Raw genomic sequence first — 18725 nt, forward strand, 5'->3', positions numbered from 1 at the left:
ACAGATTATACCAAAACCTTTACTAAAAGAAAACAAGTCATGTGAAGAGAATCTGATTTGGCGAACGACCGGACACTATGGTAAAATGAGGAAGATTTGTAAAAAGGAGACGAAAATATGATTACATTGAAATCAGCACGAGAAATTGAAACAATGGCTGAGTCTGGCGCGTTGTTAGCGGATGTACATAAAAATCTGCGAGATTTTATCAAACCAGGCGTGACGAGTTGGGATATTGAAGTTTTTGTTCGTAACTATATTGAAAGCCATGGTGGGATTGCGGCTCAAATTGGATTTGAAGGCTATGAGTATGCGACTTGTATTAGCATCAATGACGAAATTTGTCATGGATTTCCACGTAAAAAACCGCTGAAAAATGGCGATTTAGTGAAAGTGGATATGTGTATCGATTTAAAAGGCGGCATATCTGATTCTTGTTGGGCTTATGTAGTGGGAGAGTCAACACCGGAAATTGACCGCTTGATGGAAGTGACAAAAAAAGCTTTGTATCTGGGAATCGAACAAGCGCAAGTTGGGAACCGAATTGGCGACATTGGTCATGCTATCCAAACTTATGTTGAAAGTGAAAACTTAGCGGTTGTCCGTGACTTTATTGGTCATGGTGTGGGTCCAACGATCCATGAAGAACCTGCTGTCCCTCATTATGGTGAAGCAGGAAAAGGTCTACGGTTAAAAGAAGGGATGGTTATTACCATTGAGCCAATGGTTAATACTGGAACTTGGAAAATGAAAATGGATCCAAATGGCTGGACTGCTTATACAAGAGATGGTGGCTTGTCTTGCCAATATGAACATACACTGGCAATTACGAAAGATGGACCAAGAATCTTAACTTCTCAAGGTGAAGAAGGTACGTATTGAGAAGCTAGATCAATAAGGAGAATTTGATGAAATTATTAGGGAAAATAAAGCAAAATGAGAATTTAATGCGTTTTATTGCAACAACAAAAAAACGGATCACTGATTCAGAAATGGGTACCACGTCAGTTGTTGTGGCGTATTATTTATTATTGTCTTTATTTCCCCTAATTATTGCGTTTGGTAATATTTTGCCATTTCTAAAGATCGATCAAGAGACAGTATTGACTTATGTGCGGCAAATCATCCCTGAGACGGTCTATCAGTTTATCGGTCCTGCAATTCGAAATTTGTTAACGCAAAGTTCCGGTGGCTTGTTGTCGTTATCTGCTTTAGCTGCTTTGTGGTCTGCCAGTCAAAGTATCAACGCTTTACAAATTGCCATGAATAAGGCTTATGGTGTAGAAAATAGAAAGAATTTTTTGATCGTCCGTTTCTTTTCATTAGTAGTGATTTTGCTTTTCATGATTGCGATTAGTGGCGTAACGATTTTTTTAGGACTGGGTCAAATGATACTTGAAGCGCTCCAACCGATTTTTAATTTTTCTGGCAATGTGATCATCCAGTTCCAAACTTTGAAATGGCCGATTACCTTAGTTGTCTTATTTATCATTATGTTTTTGATTTATGTGATAGTACCGAATGCGCAATTAAAACTAAAAGCAGTGATTCCGGGAACGATTTTTGCTACTGTCGGCTGGATGTTGCTATCTCAGGTGTTTGGAATCTACGCAAAATACTTTGCAACAAGAGTCAGTGGATACCAAATCATCGGGAGTTTCATCGTCTTGATGCTATGGCTCAATTTTGCTGCTACAATCATTATATTTGGCGGAATCATCAATGCTGTTGTGCAAGAATACATAACAGGTAACGAAATCAAGAAAAGACGAGTTTCTACAAATAAATGGTGGATTCGTTTCAAAAATAAATTTTCTCATAAAAAAAAATAGAACTGCGAGTTTTTATTGCTTGAGTGTTTTATAATAATTCTAGACTCTTAATTAAAGTAGGTGCCAATATGCTTGTTTCATTTAGTATGGTTGTCAAATTTTTTTTAACAATCTTGTTATCTTTAGTACTAACGCCCATATTTAAAATTATTTCTGTCCAAACCGGAATGGTGGATAAACCGAATGCGCGACGTATTAATGAAATACCTATGCCTTCAGCTGGGGGACTACCCATTTTTATTTCATTTGTCGTATCCACCTTATTGTTTTTTCGTGACATCATTCCCAAATTTTATATCATTCCTATTTTACTAGCTTCCTTAGTGATCATTCTAACGGGAGTACTGGATGATAAATACGAGTTGACGCCTAAACAAAAGTCCGTCGGGATCTTATTAGCAGCGTTGATCGTCTATTTTGTGGCAGATATTCACATTGATTCAGTAACATTGCCCTTTTTTGGTTATATCGAATTGGGTTGGCTGAGTTTTCCTGTGACCATTTTTTGGATTTTCGGTATCACTAATGCAATTAATTTGATTGATGGATTAGACGGCTTGGCAACCGGAATCTCGTTGATCGGGTTGATTACAATAGGTATTATCGGATATTTTTTCCTACATGCTTCTACAGTATACATACCAATCGTCATATTCTGTTTAGTGGCAAGCATTATTGGCTTTTTTCCTTATAATTTTTATCCTGCCAAAATTTACTTAGGAGACACTGGGGCATTGTTCTTAGGATTTATGATGGCTGTTCTTTCTCTACAAGGTCTGAAGAATGTAACATTTGTTTCTTCTATCTCATTATTGATTGTGATGGGCGTTCCAGTAACAGATACATTTTTTGCGATTATTCGCAGAAAAGCGAACCGTGTCTCTTTTTCTACAGCAGATAAAAAACACCTACATCATCGATTATTGAGTCTAGGTTTTACGCATAAAGGAGCAGTTTTGACCATTTATGCTATGGCATTGATGTTTTCATTTACTGCCATGATCATGAACTATACTGGGCGTCTCGGTTCGATTGTTTTGATCGTTTCGATGCTATTTGCGGCTATTTTATTGTTTGAGTTGATTGGATTGATCAACGAGAAGCATCAGTACATTCTTAAAACTTTACGTTTTTTAGGCAATAAAGAATATCGAACACAAGTCATACAGAAATATAAAAGGAAATGGACTAGACACTAATGAAAATAAATCAAAAACAACCGATTTTAATTAGCATCGTAACGGCTAATAGTCAAAAGATTTTTCAAACGTTAGATACGCTTCTAGCCAGCATAAATGACCAAGCCATGGTTGAGATCTTGATTTTCGATAATGCTTCGTCGATTGACTACCAAGAACGATTGAAAGAATATCTAAAGTATCCGTTTGTCAAAATCTATTTTAATCAGGAAAATAAAGGATTTGGTTATGGACATAACCATAATTTATTAACGAGTGACTTTTCTTATGCTGTGATCTTTAACCCAGATATTCTGGTGGATCAGCAGACAGTCGTTGATTTGGTCAAACTTTTGCAGGAACATCCAGAATGTGCCATGTTAGCACCTAAAATATTGAATGAAGATGGTACGACACAACATTTGATTCGCCAAAAATTAGATGTATTCGATTATGTATTGCGGTTTATTCCGGCTCGTTTTGTCAAGCAGTTGTTTGCTCAACGTTTAGCAAAATTCGAATGCCATGATTTGTCAGAAACAACCAATAGCTACGTGCGTATGATCTCTGGTAGTTTTATGGTCGTTGATGTCAATAAATTTAAAAAAGTCAACGGGTTTGATAATCGCTATTTTATGTATTTTGAAGATAATGATCTTTGCTTAACTTTTGAAAAAGCAGGAGAAAAACTCCTTTATACGCCGTTATATACGATTGTTCATTTATATGGAAAAGGCGCTCATCGCAATTTTAAACTTTTTCGTATCTTTTTACAGTCAATGGTGAAATTTTTCAATAAGTGGGGGTGGACTTTCTTTTGACCATACCCAAAATAGTAGTCGTTATCGTATTATACCAGCAGCGTTTTAGTCAATCGCCTTCTTTTGATCTGCTCATGAAAGCTGTCAAAGAGAAGAAGATTCAACTGGTTGTTTATGATAATAGTCCCGTTAAGCAATTGGAGCCATTATTAGAACAAGACAAAGATATAAGCTACTATCATGATCCATCAAATCCTGGTCTAGCTACGGCTTATAATTATGCGTTGAATCATGCGCAGCAGAATATTCGCTATTTCGTTACACTCGATCATGATAGTCAATTGACTGCAACGTATTTTGATACGCTATTAACGATTGATTGGACAGATGAATTGGTTGCAGCAGTTCCGTTGGTTTATGCTGGAAGCAACCAAATATCGCCTGTTTTTGCGGATCGCTATATCAATCGTCAAGTTGAAAAGGTTGAGCGATCACAGCTCAGTCAAAGACGAATCATGGCGATTAATTCGGGTGCTGTTTTTTCTATCAAATTTTTAAAGGAAATTGGCGGTTTTAATTTAGATTTTCCCCTTGATTTCTTGGATCATTGGCTTTTTTGGACGATCTATCAGTTCAAAAAGACGGTTTTTATCTTACCTGAAAAAATGGAACATGATCTTTCAGTTCTTGATTATCAGAAAGTTTCTGTTACAAGGTATCAGTCGATACTGAAAGCTGAAAAAACTTTTTATCAAAATTATGATAAAGAAATGTTACCGCGTCATCGAAAACAATTATTGTTACGTACAGTAAAACAATTTTTAACAGTCAGAAATCGTAAAATATGGCGTTTGACATTACAATCATTTACTGAAAACTGAAGGGTGTGAATTTGTGCGATCAGTTTGTATGGCTACCTTTAATGGTGGCAGATATTTAAGAGAACAATTGGATAGTATTTTAAACCAACTGACACTTGAGGATGAATTGATTATTTCAGATGATGGATCGACAGATGAAACTTGTCAAATTATAAAGGAATACACGCAACTAGACAATCGAATCAAATTTGTTGAAGGACCAAGGAAAGGTGTCATTGCCAACTTCAACCATGCCATTCAACAATCTAAAGGTGACATCATTTTTTTAGCAGACCAAGATGATGTATGGCTACCTAATAAGGTGGCTAAGATCACCGCATATTTTGAAGAAAATCCGCAACAATTAGTAGTAGTGAGTGATCTAGTGATTGTGGATGGTCAACTCAATGAGATACACGCGTCGTATTTTTCCTATCGGCATTCCCGAACAGGCTGGCTCAATAATTTGATTCGGAGTAATTATATCGGTGCCGGCATGGCTTTTCGATCTTCATTAAAGAAAAAAATAGTACCGATTCCTTCTGAAGTACCAATGCATGATATGTGGATTGGAATGTTAGGTGGAACTCGTGTTGGGTTTATTAGAGAAACATTGACACTTTATCGTAGACATGATTTTAATGTGAGTGAAATCAAAACAAACACTAAACTAACCCAAAAAATTACCTGGCGGTTGAATCTGATCAAGGCGCTTGTGAAGAGAAAATGGTTTGGAATTAATAAAAGATAGTTAAATCGTTAATAATTCCATGACAAATAACAAGTTTGATGAGATAATAACAAGGTGAATTTTAAATTGAAAAGGAGAATTTATACTCATGAAGGGAATCATTCTTGCTGGGGGAAGTGGTACACGCTTATACCCTCTAACTAAGGCAACTTCAAAACAGTTGATGCCAGTCTACGATAAACCAATGATCTACTATCCAATGTCTACACTAATGCTAGCGGGTATCAAAGAAATCCTGATTATCTCTACTCCTCAAGATACACCAAGATTTAAAGAACTGTTTGGTAATGGGGCAGAGTTAGGATTACAAATTGAGTATGCAGTGCAAGAAAGTCCAGATGGGCTAGCACAGGCTTTTATTATCGGTGAAGAATTTATCGGTGATGATAGTGTGTGCTTAGTTTTAGGAGATAACATCTATTACGGTGGTGGCTTATCTAAAATGCTTCAACGCGCTGCTTCTAAAGATACTGGAGCAACAGTGTTTGGTTACCACGTTAATGATCCAGAACGTTTTGGTGTTGTAGAATTTGATGAAAAGATGCGGGCTCTGTCAATCGAAGAAAAACCTGCGCTACCAAAATCAAATTATGCAGTAACAGGGTTATATTTTTATGATAATGATGTTATTTCGATTGCGAAAAACATCAAACCTTCTGAACGTGGTGAATTAGAGATCACTGATGTAAACAAAGTCTATCTAGAAAAAGGAAAACTATCTGTTGAATTGATGGGTAGAGGTTTTGCTTGGTTAGACACTGGCACGCATGAATCTCTTCTAGAGGCATCCACATTTATTGAAACGATTGAAAAACGTCAAAATCTCAAGGTAGCTTGTTTAGAAGAAATCGCCTACCGAATGGGATATATCACTAAAGAGCAATTACTTGCATTAGCTCAACCGTTGAAAAAAAATCAATATGGTCAATATCTTTTACAGTTGGCCAACAATTAAGGGAGTCTGAAGTAATGAAAGTAACTGATACTAATTTAACAGATGTGAAGATCATTGAAATGGATGTTTTTGGTGATCATCGTGGCTTTTTTACCGAAAGTTATTCCAAAGCAAAATTTGTTGAACATGGTTTAGATTTTGATTTTGTTCAAGATAATCATTCATTATCGGCAGAAGCTGGTGTTATCCGCGGACTGCATTTCCAAAAAGGAGAAGCAGCACAAACGAAATTGATTCGGGTAACTTCTGGTGCTGTTTTAGATGTGATTGTCGATATTCGTAAAGGAAGTCCAACCTATGGTAAATGGGAAGGCTTTATCTTATCTGAACACAACCATCGACAACTTTTGGTGCCTAAAGGTTATGCTCATGGATTTGTGACATTGACACCAAATGTCAATTTTCTTTACAAATGTGATAATTACTACAATGCACAAGCTGATGGTGGGATTGCCTTTGATGATCCAGACTTAGCGATTGATTGGCCTATCGATCTTTCCAAAGCGATTATGTCTGAAAAGGATCAGCATCATCCAACTTTAAAAGAGTTTGAAGCAGAAAATCCATTTGTTTATGGTGAAATTTAGGATTGCAAGGAGAATTTTTATATGAAAAATATCATTGTTACTGGTGGTGCCGGATTTATCGGCTCAAATTTCGTCCACTATGTGGTCAATCATCATCCAGAGGTTCATGTTACGGTGTTAGATAAATTGACTTATGCTGGGAATAAAGAGAACTTAGCAGGGCTACCTAGTGACCGTGTAGAATTAGTCGTTGGTGATGTTGCGGATGCAGAATTAGTGGATCGTTTAGTCAAAGAAGCAGACGCCGTAGTCCACTATGCAGCAGAATCGCATAACGATAATTCGCTAAAAGATCCATTTCCTTTTGTCCAAACCAATATTATTGGTACGTACACCCTATTAGAAGCTTGTCGTAAATACAATGTTCGTTACCATCATGTATCCACCGATGAAGTGTATGGGGATTTACCTTTACGTGAAGATTTACCAGGTCATGGAGAAGGCGAAGGGGAAAAATTTACAGCTGAAACACCTTATAATCCATCAAGTCCATATTCTTCAACTAAAGCGGGCTCTGATCTATTAGTGAAAGCTTGGGTTCGTTCATTTGGGTTGCAAGCAACGATCTCAAATTGTTCAAACAACTATGGACCATATCAACATATTGAAAAATTTATTCCTCGTCAAGTTACTAATATCTTAAGTGGTATACGTCCAAAACTATATGGTGAAGGAAAAAACGTTCGTGATTGGATCCATACGAATGACCATTCATCTGCGGTTTGGTTGATTTTGACTAAAGGAAAAATCGGTGAAACTTATTTGATCGGTGCCGATGGGGAAGAAGATAACAAAACAGTCATGGAATTGATTTTGGAACTTATGGGACAACCCAAAGATGCTTACGACCATGTCAACGATCGTGCAGGACATGATTTACGTTATGCAATTGATTCGACAAGGTTACGTGAGGAGCTAGGTTGGCAACCTGAATTTACCAACTTCCGTGATGGTTTAGCTGATACAATCAAATGGTATGAAGAACACCAAGATTGGTGGAAGAAAGAAAAAGAAGCTGTGGAAGCAGCCTATGCCAAAAATGGTCAATAAATGATGATAAGCCGGATTTAATGAACTCTCAAAAAATTCGGGTAAAAAAGACACGCATGAAGTTGTAAAACGTGCAGAAAAAAATTAGTATAAAAATAGGAATTGTTTATTGGCAATTGTAAGGGGAGCTGTGACAGATGTTGCAGACCCCTTTTTAAAACAAAAAAGAGGAGAGATCAGAATGTTCTTATTAACCGGAGGAAATGGTCAACTTGGAACGGAATTACGCCATTTATTAGATGAAAAAGGAATGGCTTATGTGTCAACTGATGCTGCTGAGCTGGATATTACTGATGCAGAAAAAACAATGGAGTATATTACAAACTTAAAGCCAGAAATTATTTTTCATTGTGCAGCGTATACAGCCGTTGATAAAGCAGAAGAAGAAGGCAAAGAATTAGATGAGAAGATTAACGTTGATGGAACTAAAAATGTGGCATTGGCTGCAAAAGCAGTGAATGCTAAATTAGTATATATCAGTACGGATTATGTCTTTGATGGCAAAAAGAAAGACCAAGAATACCGCGAAGACGATCCAACTAACCCATTGAATGAGTATGGTCGCACAAAATTACTAGGGGAACAAGCAGTTCAAGAAATTTTAGAAGACTATTATATTATCCGTACTTCATGGGTATTTGGTGTTTATGGACATAATTTTGTCTTTACAATGCAACGTTTAGCCGAAACGCATGATCGTTTAACTATTGTTAATGATCAATATGGTCGCCCAACTTGGACTCGAACACTTGCTGAATTTATGGTATATGTGATTGAAAAACAAGCACCTTATGGCGTATATCAGTTATCCAATGATAATAGCTGTTCATGGTATGAATTTGCCAAAGAAATCTTAAAAGATACGGATGTCGAAGTAGCACCAGTCACTTCAGCAGAGTATCCACAAAAAGCAGTTCGCCCACAATATTCTGTGATGAGTCTAAAGAAAGCAGAAGATCTAGGCTTTGTCATTCCGACATGGCAAGAAGCATTAGCAAAAATGTTGGAAGCAGCTGAAAGTTTGAGATAGCAAACTTGTTTTTCCGTAAAAAAAAGAACAAACTAGAAATTGGAGAATCGCATGGAAAAACAAACAAGACGCGCGCAACGAACAGCCGTTAAGCCTGAGCGCACAGATCATTCTGTTCTTGATGTCTTTCTAAAACTTCGTTACCTCATCGGATTGCTAGTCATTGTAGTTATTGTAACGTTTAATTTGAATGGTAGTTCATTGGGTGTATGGGATAAATATGTATCGCAACGAGATGATGGAAAGAAAACTGATGTCATCTTCGGGCAAAATAGGGAAGTTCGTTCAGATGAATGGCTCGTGCAAACACCTTTTTATCTTTCACAAGCTGAAAATGACTATCCTTTAGTAAATCCCGATTATTCCTTAAATGGACAAAATATGATCATTGCTTATAATTCTCCTGTTAAAGATATCACAGTTATTGGTAAACCATTCAATTGGGGATTCTTTTTCTTGGGAAGAGATCGTGGGCTTTCGTTTTATTGGGCAATGAAATTAGTGGTCATGGTTTTATTGGGGTATGAAGTTTTAATGATTTTGACAAAAAGAAAAAAAGCTTTATCACTCGTAGGCGCCTTTGCCTTAACTTTCTCACCAGCAGTCCAGTGGTGGTTCATGCAACACGTGGGAGATCTGATTTTCTTCACATTAGGACTAATGGTTGCTTTTTATCATTATTTTTACCAACATCAAAAAAAATGGGTACGAGCAATGATGATGAGTTTGATCGTCATATTTGGTCTAGGTTTTATCCTGGTGATTTATCCAGCCCATCAAGTTATGCTTGCTTATTTACTTGTCTTTTATTTTGTTGGGTTATTGCTCTATTATGGGAAGCGAATCACTTGGGATTGGTTTGATGCAGTACTGATCATTGGGGCAATATTATTTATAGGTGGCGTACTGATCCACTTTTGGTTAACCTCTAAAGATGCGTTACTGGCTTCTTTAAATACCTTATATCCAGGAAAACGAGTAAGTACAGGAGGAAAATGGCATTTAGGAGAGTTCTTTTATTTTCTGACAAACTGGAAAATTTCGTTTAAAGATATCAATTTTTCTAATAATTCTGAAGTTGCTCTGTTTTATCATTTCTTCCCGACCGTCTTTTTAGCAAGCCCATTTGTTTTATTTGGTAAAAAAAATAGTGAACAAAAACTGTTTGGACGAATTTTAATGCTCTTTTGTCTGTTTTCAATTTATTGGATTACTTTAGGATTACCAAAATGGCTCGCTGAACTCACTTTATTATCTTACGTGCCACCTTTTAGAGCAATCTTAACCTTTAGTTTTGCAGCTTGCCTCTTAACCATATGGTTTATTGCCTATATTTGGCAAGAAGATGTGATCCCAACATGGTATAAATTTTTCTTATTGTTGGCGAACGCGGGAATCTTTACGTATGCTTTGGTCAATTCCAAAATGACAAAATACTTTACCGAATTTGAGATCACCATGATCGTGATTGTTGGTACGTTAATCCTGGCATTTATTCTGTTCCGACGTTGTCGATTGTTCTATCTTTCGTTTATCGCTTTGATTGTAGCTTCAGGTTTCTTTGTGAACCCAGTTGTAGAAGGAACTGGTGCGATCTTTGAAAAGACTCTGGCAAAAGAGATAAAAGCAATTGATCAGGCAGATCCACAACAAGTATGGTTAACAGAAGATGAGCTGTATAACTTTACACCAACATTAGGCGTAAAAGCTTTTAATTCGGTACGCTTTTATCCAGACATGAAGGCATGGGCTAAAATTGATCCAGATAAAAAATATGAAAAATATTATAATCGATATGCCCACACACGTGCCTTTATTGCTAAAGAAAAAACTTCATTTGTTTTAGATCGTCCAGATATGTTTTCTGTGACCCTCAACTTTAAAGATGCTGAAAAGCTTGGAATCAAATACGTGGTCAGCAAACGCCCGTTAACTGATTATAATCAATTGTACCAAGCACAATTCACTCAACTATACGGTCCTGATAAAGATGGTTATATGATTTTTGAAGTAACCTATCCTGAAAACGATCCATCTACAGCCAATAATGCTGTGAATAATACGGATAACCAAGTAGATGAATGGTCGTATACAGGCGGTTGAGAAAGTAATTATTAGGTATTGAGTAATTGATATGGGAGTGTAAGGAAGTAAATTTCTTTACTGCTTCTTCTGAAATTGCTCAGTACCTATTTTTAGGTTCCATGTTTTTTCTTTTAAAAAGACTGGATGAAGCACTAAAAGTGAGTTTTTTATCAATTAATCTAAAAATAGCATTGCCGTTTGTTTTTAAAAAACAGTATAATAAAACAGTATGAAAGGAGGATGGAGATTATTCAGACGGTTATTGGAAAATTAATAAATAAAATGAGTGTTGGATTACTGATTCTATTTCTTTCTGCTATTTATTTTGTATGGACAGCAGGCCTAGGCAATGCTCAAGCGCTTTTTTTATATGACAACAGTGCGCAATTTGTTACGTTTGGCATTGTCATTTTATTTATTTTAAACGTATATAAAGGACGAAGAGCTGACTTTATTTTTTTAGCAGCGGCAATGCTTATTTATTTTCTGTTTGATCATTTCCGTGAAGTAAGAGCAAGTTCTATGAATGTAGATCTTTTGATCCCGTTAATCATAGTCTTTTGTTTGACGGTTAAATGGATTCAGTTTGATAAGTTAGATCGTTCGATTTTTATTTTAGTATGTTATGTCTTTCTTGGCATTACGTTATACCGCATTTTTACTGAAATAAAAATTCCTGATGGTGAAAGTATTTGGTTGCCTGATAATAAAGTTTCCGATATTTGGATCAACACGAATACGATTGGTAGTACTTTAATGACCCTCTCCTTACTGATCAGTGGGTTTGCCAGTTCATTTGAGCGCTGGTATGTTCGGGTATTCGTTGGATTTCCGAGTGTGATTGCTGGGATTATTGGTATCTGGGTCTGTCAATCAAAAGGTGCTTTAGTTGCGATGATCGTATTTGTTTTACTGGATATTTGGCCAAAACAATTGTTCAAAATAATACGAGCGCCATTTTTAGCCTACATGATTGTCACGATTTTTGCGTTGCCAGTTTCTTACTTAGCAGCTCATTCCGAGCATCTAAATCTCTTTACTGGTCGTGAAGAAATTTGGTTGAAATTCTATGAGACTATTTCAGAAAAAAGCGAACAAGTCTGGGTTGGAATGAAACCGTTCATTTTTCAACGTGGAAATCAATTTTTAGGAAATCACAATAGTTATAATTCATTTTTAAATCTATATGGATTGCTGGGTGTCATTATCGCAGGGGTACTAGTCTTAATCTATGTAGGCCGATTGACCTTAAAAGCAGATTTATCGAATGGACAAGTAACCTTTTTATGGGCATTCTTTGCAGTGATGATCCAATCCTTTATGGAAGATACTTTAACTTCTTTTCCGTGGGTACCTATCATCTATCTGTTATTGGGAATGGCAAGTCACCGATATGATGATTTAAAAAACGTTGCAAACAAGCGGAAAATAGCGAATCAACAAACGAGGGAAACGACAGACGGCTCTCTATCAAGAGTGGCACGCCGACATTAAATATTTAGATAAGAGCTAGTTGAAACAAGTTATTCTTGGGTCAGCTAGCTTTTTGCTTCATTGCAATTAAATTATTTCTTATGTAAAATAAAAATGTTAGCGTAAAGTTGCTTAATAGAAAATTAAGAAACTAAGAATATCACAGTCCGTGAGTAAAAGTGTGGTAAAATGGCACATGACTGTAATTAACAGAATTTGCTTGGAGGAACACAAATGTTTAAAGATCTGTTTTTATTTATGAAGGATATCTACCAGAATAGAAAGCTCTTGCTTCAGTTTTCAGTGAATGACTTTAAGTCTCGCTATGCGGGCTCTTTTTTGGGAATTTTATGGGCATTCATTAATCCTGTCTTTACCGTATTGATTTATTGGTTGGTCTTTGGTTTTGGATTAAAGGCAGCGATGACAGATGGAAAATATCCTTTTATTGTTTATTTGATTACGGGAATGATCCCATGGTTCTTTTTTTCTGACGCGTTTACATCAACGACGTTAGTTTTCAGAGAATACACTTATTTAGTAAAAAAAGTTGTATTTAATATCCGCATTTTACCAACTACAAAAATTTTATCGAATCTATATGCACATCTTTTCTTTATTTTCGTTGGTTTAGTGGTGGTTATTGGACATGGAATCTATCCAACCTGGATGACGCTCCAACTGATTTATTATTTATTCTGTATGTGTGCTTTTTTAACCGGCTTAACATGGTTGACAGCATCAATTCAACCATTTCTACCAGACATCATGCAATTGATCACGATTGTCCTACAGTTGGTTATGTGGACATTGCCAATCCTTTGGAGTCCAAGTCAGTTCAATCCAGTGATCGTTCAAATCTTAAAACTAAACCCACTTTATTATGTCGTGCAAGGATATCGTGAGTCTTTCTTAGGACAAGCTTGGTTCTGGGAACACGGAATGTATACTCTCTATTTCTGGGTATTTACGCTAGCTATCTTCGTTATTGGATCTGCTGTGTTCCGTAGATTGAAACCACATTTTTCAGATGTGCTGTAAGGAGTATGAATATGACTGAATATGCGATTAAATTAAAAAACATTACAAAATCTTATAATATGTACGCAAAACCATCTGACCGTTTTCGTGAAGCTTTGAATCCCTTCAAAAAATCTTATCATGACGTTTTTTATGCGTTGAAAAATATCAATGTGGAAATTAAAAAAGGGGAAATGATCGGTTTTGTCGGAGAAAATGGTTCAGGAAAATCCACCATGCTCAAAATCATTACTGGCGTTTTGACGCCCACATCTGGAACAATGGAGATTGAAGGGAAAATATCTGCACTATTAGAACTAGGTTCTGGGTTCAACCCCGAATATTCTGGCTATGACAATATTTATTTGAATGGCATGGTGTTAGGTTTTTCTCGTGAAGAAATCGATGGAATGGTCGGAGACATCATTGAATTTGCTGATATCGGCGAACATATTTACCAACCAGTAAAAACATATTCCAGTGGGATGTTTGTTCGTTTAGCCTTTGCGGTAGCTATTAATGTCAATCCAGATATCTTGATTGTCGATGAGGCTCTAGCTGTAGGGGACCTTGAGTTCCAGTTAAAATGTATGGAGAAATTTACTGAAATCAAGAACTCAGGTAAAACGATCTTATTCGTTTCCCATGACATCAGTTCGATCCGCCGTTTTTGTGATCGATCCTATTGGCTAAAAAATGGTGAAGTAGTTGAATATGGGGATACCATGGATGTCACAACGAACTATGAAAACTTTTTAAAGAAAAAATCAGTCAAAACAGTTGATCGAAATAAAAATCAAATGGAACGTTTTGCAGCGCCTGACATCGTTGATGTACTGAGTGCGGAATTATTGGATAAAGAAAAAAATCCTGTTGACGTGCTTGATCAAGGCGAAACACTGTATGTCAAAGTAACCTATGAAGTAAAAGATGATTCGATCAAGAATCCTGTTTTAGGGATTGCCTTACGAACTGTCGATAATTTTTACGTTTGTGGCTTAAATACACTGTTGGACGGCATCAAAATCCCTTGGAAAAAAGGAAAAAATGTTTTCTATTTAGAATATGAAAAACTAGGCCTGCTAGCTGGTGAATATTATTTTGATGTGGCAATTTTTGAAGAAAATGCCACCGTACCTTTAGTTTACAAAACAAAATATATGAACTTATTTGTTAATGGCTCATATATTGGGGAAGGAATCGTGGTCTTAGACCATAAATGGGAAGAAGGTTATCTAGCCGATGAAGTATGATTTTGAAATGGACTTAGATGAACAAAGTAGTGTAGGGAAAATTGCTGCCCAAATTAAACCAGGCAGCAAAGTCTTGGAATTTGGACCGGGAAACGGCCGATTGACCAAACATTTAATCGGAGCCAAAAATTGTCAAGTAAGTATCGTCGAATTAGATAAAGAATTATTCGATTTTGTCAGTGAATTTTCACAAGATGGTTTTTATGGAGATATTGAAAGTTTTGAGTGGGCAAACTATTATGCAGGGCAAACCTTTGATTATATCCTTTTTGCCGATGTTTTAGAACATTTAGTGAACCCAGCTGAAACATTAAAAAAAGTGAGAGAATTTCTCAATGAAGATGGAGAAATTTTAATCACATTTCCGAATTTAGTCCATAATTCTGTGCTGATCCATTTATTCAACAATGAGTTACCATGGGCTTCTTATGGCTTATTAGATGAAACACATAATTCTTTTTACACACACGAAGGTTTTAAAAAAGTGTTTGAAAAAGCTGGTTTATCTATTAATATTGAGGATTACCTTTACTTAGCTGTCGGAGACACAGAATTAAATTCAACTTATGAAGAATTACCCGAAGCAGTTCGCTATGAGTTCAAAATGCGACCTTTCGGAGAAGTTTATCAATACTTCTTTTCTTTGAAAAAACACACTGAGAATAGTCACATCTCACAACCACAAAATTCGAATTATGTTCGAATGGTGGAAGTGATCCAAAAGACTGCAAACAAAGAAGTCTCCCAAAAATATCCTTTCAACAATTATACGGGAGAAAACCAAACATTGACTTTTCCAATTGCCGGGGATGTCGAATCGGTCATTTTTAAATTTGCTGATCAACCAAGTTTTATCGAATTTAGCGGGGAATTGGCGGGGAACAAAATTGATTTCATCCAATCTAATGCAGTAATCAAAACACAAAATGATTGCTATTTATTTGATGGTGAAGTAACGCCACAATTTACTCTATTTGATGTCGCAGGTCAAGAATTGACGATCCATTGTCATTATCGGTTTATCGGGGAATTGACACAAACCATGAAAGAACTACTTGAGGCAGTCAAACCTTTAGCGCAGATCGAGCAACGTCTAATGGCACAAATCACTTCGCTGAAAAAAGAAAATGAACAAGTGCGATTGACAAATGAAAAATTAGCTAACGAATTACAGATGACGACTGACCGTTATTGTAAACTGATAACTGAGGAAGAATTCGCAATTAAACCAAGAAACCGCAAGCTTCGATCGAAAGAAACAGCAAAGAAAATTCAAGCAAAGGCGATTTCTCTATGCGTGGATAGCAAGCATTGGGATCCAGAAACGAAAATTTTGACAATCAATGGTTGGGGAATTTCTAACGCACAACGTCAGCCGTTATCCTATAAGTTATCTGTGAACCAAGCACCATTTTTTCAAGCCTTGCAGTTTGAACGGCCAGAAGTAAATGAGGCGGAACAATTGCCAGCGGGAACAAAAGCTGGTTTTGAATTGCAAATAAGATGTGAACGAGAAAAATCTTTTTTAATTGAAGCTGTTGCTGAAAATGGCGAATCCTGGTTTATCGAGATATAAGAACGAACTTATTTTTAATAAAGGAGAACAAAAGCTCGTGCAAAAAAAAGAGATTGCTGTATTTATAGACCGAATTACTCGTGAAAGAGCAACTGGGGATTTATTGATTGTTGGCTGGGCGGTCGATGAGGTGACGAAAGAAATTCCGATCATTAAAGTCGATAAGGACAAAGTATCTGCCGAAGTCACCAATGTTGTTCGTTTGGATATCAATCATTTATACAATCTGGATGTGAAAACACCAAGTGGTTTCAACATCCGATTATCTGGAAGAATGAAAGGTAAAGCGATTTTAGATTTCCAAACAAAATCCCATCAAAATGGGATCGCGGTGAAATTGAATGGTCGTTATCCATATGACGATGGCCTTGAAACAAACTGGGAAAAGAAAAAAAGATTGCTTCAAAAAGGATTCAATTATGCACGGACACACGGAGTGAAAAAAGCGATCCGACGTGTCAAATTTGAAATGAAACCCGCTTCTGTTGATTACACCGAATGGATCAAACGTCATGAACAGTTTGATCTCCAAAAGCAACGTCAAGATGCTAAAGGATTTGAATATCGTCCCTTAATCTCAGTACTTATGCCAGTCTACAATGTCGAAATCAAATGGCTGGAAAAATGTATTGATTCTGTTTTAAAACAAACGTATGATCACTGGGAACTATGTATCAGTGATGATGCATCAACTGATCCTAAAATCAGAAAATGTTTAGAAAAGTATCAAGCTAAAGATCAACGAATCAAAGTCGTTTTTAGAGAAAAAAATGGGCATATCAGTCTAGCGACCAACTCTGCTTTGGAAATGGCAACAGGAGAGTTCATAGCGTTGTTAGATAATGATGATGAACTACCGCCTTATGCGTTGTTTGAAGTCGCAAGCGTCTTGAATCAGCGTCCTGAACTTGATGTCATTTATAGCGATGAAGATAAGATCGATGCAGAAGGTCAGCGTTTTGATCCTCATTTTAAAGCGGATTGGTCACCAGATACTTTAATGGGCAATAATTATATTTCACATTTAGGGGTTTATCGTACCAGCTTAGTTAAAGGAATCGGTGGATTTAGAAAAGGATATGAAGGTTCTCAAGATTATGACTTGGTACTACGAATAACTGAGCAGATCCCAGCTGATCACATTTATCACATTGATAAAGTACTGTATCACTGGCGCACGATTCCGGGATCTACTGCCAGCAATGGTGAAGCGAAGAGCTATATTTATGATTCTGGAGTCAAGGCATTGACTGATGCACTCGATCGTAGAGGAATTAAAGGAAAAGTTCGTCCTGGACGAATCTCTGGTTTCTACGAGGTCAATTATGAAGTGCTGCAAGAAGACTTAGTTAGTGTCATTATTCCCACTAAAAACGGATATGATGACTTAAAACTATGTATCGACTCAATTGTTGACAAAACAACCTATTCCAACTATGAGATCATTGTTGCTGATAACGGTAGTACCGATCCTAAGATGCAGGAACTATTTAAGGAATACCAGCAACGACTAAATGAACGTTTTATAGTGGAATTGATCGATATACCTTTCAATTATTCTAGGATCAACAATCTAGCGGCAGAAAAAGCAAGTGGCAAATATTTATTGTTCTTAAACAATGATACGGAAGTTATTGAGCCTGAGTGGATGACCAATATGGTTGCCTATGCGCAATTTGATCGAATTGGCTGTGTCGGTGCCAAACTTTACTACCCAGATGATACGACACAACATGCTGGTGTGTTAGTTGGTATTGGTGGCGTTGCTGGTCATGCGTTGAACAACTATGACCAAACACACTGTGGTTACTTTGGTCGGTTAGTCATCGATGTCAATTACTTAGCGGTAACAGCTGCCTGTATGATGGTCAAAGCCAGTGATTTTCATGCGGTCCATGGCTTTGATGAAACATTAGCAGTCGCTTTCAATGATGTGGATTTATGCCTGAAAATTTATGAGCTAGGTCGATATAACGTTTATGCCCATCAAGTTGAACTTTATCATTTTGAATCAAAATCAAGAGGCTATGAAGATACGCCTGAGAAGCAAAAACGTTTTGCAGGTGAGATAAAGAAAATGCAAGTGAAATGGCCAGGATATATCAACCATGATCCTTTTTATAACGATAATCTGACAAAAGAAGGAATTGGAGATTTTTCATTAAGACCAGATTAATTAAGAAATGAAAATAGAAACTATCATGCAATCAGTTAAGAAAGCATGGTAGTTTTTTTTCGTAAAATGAGATATTAAAAGCAAGCGTTATAATTGTAGAGCAATAGTTTTTTGTAATTCTGTTACAATTTGTTTATT

16 protein-coding genes are annotated in these 18725 nt (G+C 36.6%); all 16 read left to right on the forward strand.

Features of this window, described 5'->3' with window-relative positions:
• The first annotated feature begins 117 nt into the window (after positions 1 to 117).
• The gene (gene map / locus IGL28_RS03920; protein WP_010719751.1) at positions 118 to 882 is read left to right on the forward strand and encodes a type I methionyl aminopeptidase; all 765 of its coding nucleotides are present in this window, start codon (positions 118 to 120) and stop codon (positions 880 to 882) included.
• A 26-nt stretch (positions 883 to 908) separates the two neighbouring features.
• Entirely contained in the window at positions 909 to 1832 is a 924-nt protein-coding gene (locus IGL28_RS03925; RefSeq protein WP_010719750.1) for a YihY/virulence factor BrkB family protein, read from the forward strand.
• Positions 1833 to 1900: 68 nt separating this feature from the next.
• Positions 1901 to 3031: a glycosyltransferase family 4 protein gene (locus tag IGL28_RS03930; RefSeq protein WP_010719749.1), complete on the forward strand. Its 1131-nt coding sequence runs from the start codon at positions 1901 to 1903 to the stop codon at positions 3029 to 3031.
• On the forward strand, positions 3031 to 3831 hold the full coding sequence (locus tag IGL28_RS03935; protein ID WP_010719748.1) for a glycosyltransferase: 801 nt from the start codon (positions 3031 to 3033) through the stop codon (positions 3829 to 3831). Before IGL28_RS03930 ends, IGL28_RS03935 begins: the two co-directional genes overlap by 1 nt.
• Positions 3828 to 4652 carry a glycosyltransferase gene (locus IGL28_RS03940; protein WP_081128592.1) on the forward strand — a complete coding sequence of 275 codons (825 nt, stop codon included), beginning with the start codon at positions 3828 to 3830 and terminating at the stop codon, positions 4650 to 4652. The genes IGL28_RS03935 and IGL28_RS03940 overlap by 4 nt, the downstream gene beginning before the upstream one ends.
• A gap of 13 nt (positions 4653 to 4665) precedes the next feature.
• Positions 4666 to 5382, forward strand: coding sequence for a glycosyltransferase family 2 protein (locus tag IGL28_RS03945; protein ID WP_081128594.1), 717 nt, complete (start codon positions 4666 to 4668; stop codon positions 5380 to 5382).
• Positions 5383 to 5470: 88 nt separating this feature from the next.
• Positions 5471 to 6337, forward strand: coding sequence for a glucose-1-phosphate thymidylyltransferase RfbA (gene rfbA / locus IGL28_RS03950; RefSeq protein WP_053766099.1), 867 nt, complete (start codon positions 5471 to 5473; stop codon positions 6335 to 6337).
• A gap of 14 nt (positions 6338 to 6351) precedes the next feature.
• The gene (rfbC, locus tag IGL28_RS03955) at positions 6352 to 6924 is read left to right on the forward strand and encodes a dTDP-4-dehydrorhamnose 3,5-epimerase (RefSeq protein WP_010719744.1); all 573 of its coding nucleotides are present in this window, start codon (positions 6352 to 6354) and stop codon (positions 6922 to 6924) included.
• A gap of 21 nt (positions 6925 to 6945) precedes the next feature.
• Positions 6946 to 7974: a dTDP-glucose 4,6-dehydratase gene (rfbB, locus tag IGL28_RS03960; protein WP_010719743.1), complete on the forward strand. Its 1029-nt coding sequence runs from the start codon at positions 6946 to 6948 to the stop codon at positions 7972 to 7974.
• Between the two features lie 181 nt (positions 7975 to 8155).
• Positions 8156 to 9004 (forward strand): dTDP-4-dehydrorhamnose reductase, encoded by an 849-nt coding sequence (gene rfbD, locus IGL28_RS03965; RefSeq protein WP_081128596.1) that lies wholly within the window; start codon positions 8156 to 8158, stop codon positions 9002 to 9004.
• A gap of 51 nt (positions 9005 to 9055) precedes the next feature.
• The gene (locus IGL28_RS03970; protein ID WP_081115122.1) at positions 9056 to 11107 is read left to right on the forward strand and encodes a DUF7657 domain-containing protein; all 2052 of its coding nucleotides are present in this window, start codon (positions 9056 to 9058) and stop codon (positions 11105 to 11107) included.
• 222 nt (positions 11108 to 11329) lie between these two features.
• Positions 11330 to 12583 carry an EpaQ family protein gene (locus tag IGL28_RS03975; protein ID WP_063626785.1) on the forward strand — a complete coding sequence of 418 codons (1254 nt, stop codon included), beginning with the start codon at positions 11330 to 11332 and terminating at the stop codon, positions 12581 to 12583.
• 213 nt (positions 12584 to 12796) lie between these two features.
• A complete protein-coding gene (locus IGL28_RS03980; RefSeq protein WP_010719739.1) occupies positions 12797 to 13603 on the forward strand; it encodes an ABC transporter permease in 807 nt (268 codons plus the stop codon).
• Between the two features lie 11 nt (positions 13604 to 13614).
• Positions 13615 to 14835 carry an ABC transporter ATP-binding protein gene (locus IGL28_RS03985; RefSeq protein WP_010719738.1) on the forward strand — a complete coding sequence of 407 codons (1221 nt, stop codon included), beginning with the start codon at positions 13615 to 13617 and terminating at the stop codon, positions 14833 to 14835.
• The gene (locus IGL28_RS03990) at positions 14825 to 16411 is read left to right on the forward strand and encodes a class I SAM-dependent methyltransferase (RefSeq protein ID WP_010738176.1); all 1587 of its coding nucleotides are present in this window, start codon (positions 14825 to 14827) and stop codon (positions 16409 to 16411) included. The genes IGL28_RS03985 and IGL28_RS03990 overlap by 11 nt, the downstream gene beginning before the upstream one ends.
• A 37-nt stretch (positions 16412 to 16448) precedes the next feature.
• Entirely contained in the window at positions 16449 to 18587 is a 2139-nt protein-coding gene (locus tag IGL28_RS03995) for a glycosyltransferase family 2 protein (RefSeq protein ID WP_081204211.1), read from the forward strand.
• Positions 18588 to 18725: the final 138 nt, after the last annotated feature.

Origin of the sequence: Enterococcus sp. AZ077 (assembly GCF_051714965.1) — a bacterium.
In the GTDB taxonomy this organism is placed as follows: domain Bacteria; phylum Bacillota; class Bacilli; order Lactobacillales; family Enterococcaceae; genus Enterococcus_B; species Enterococcus_B hirae.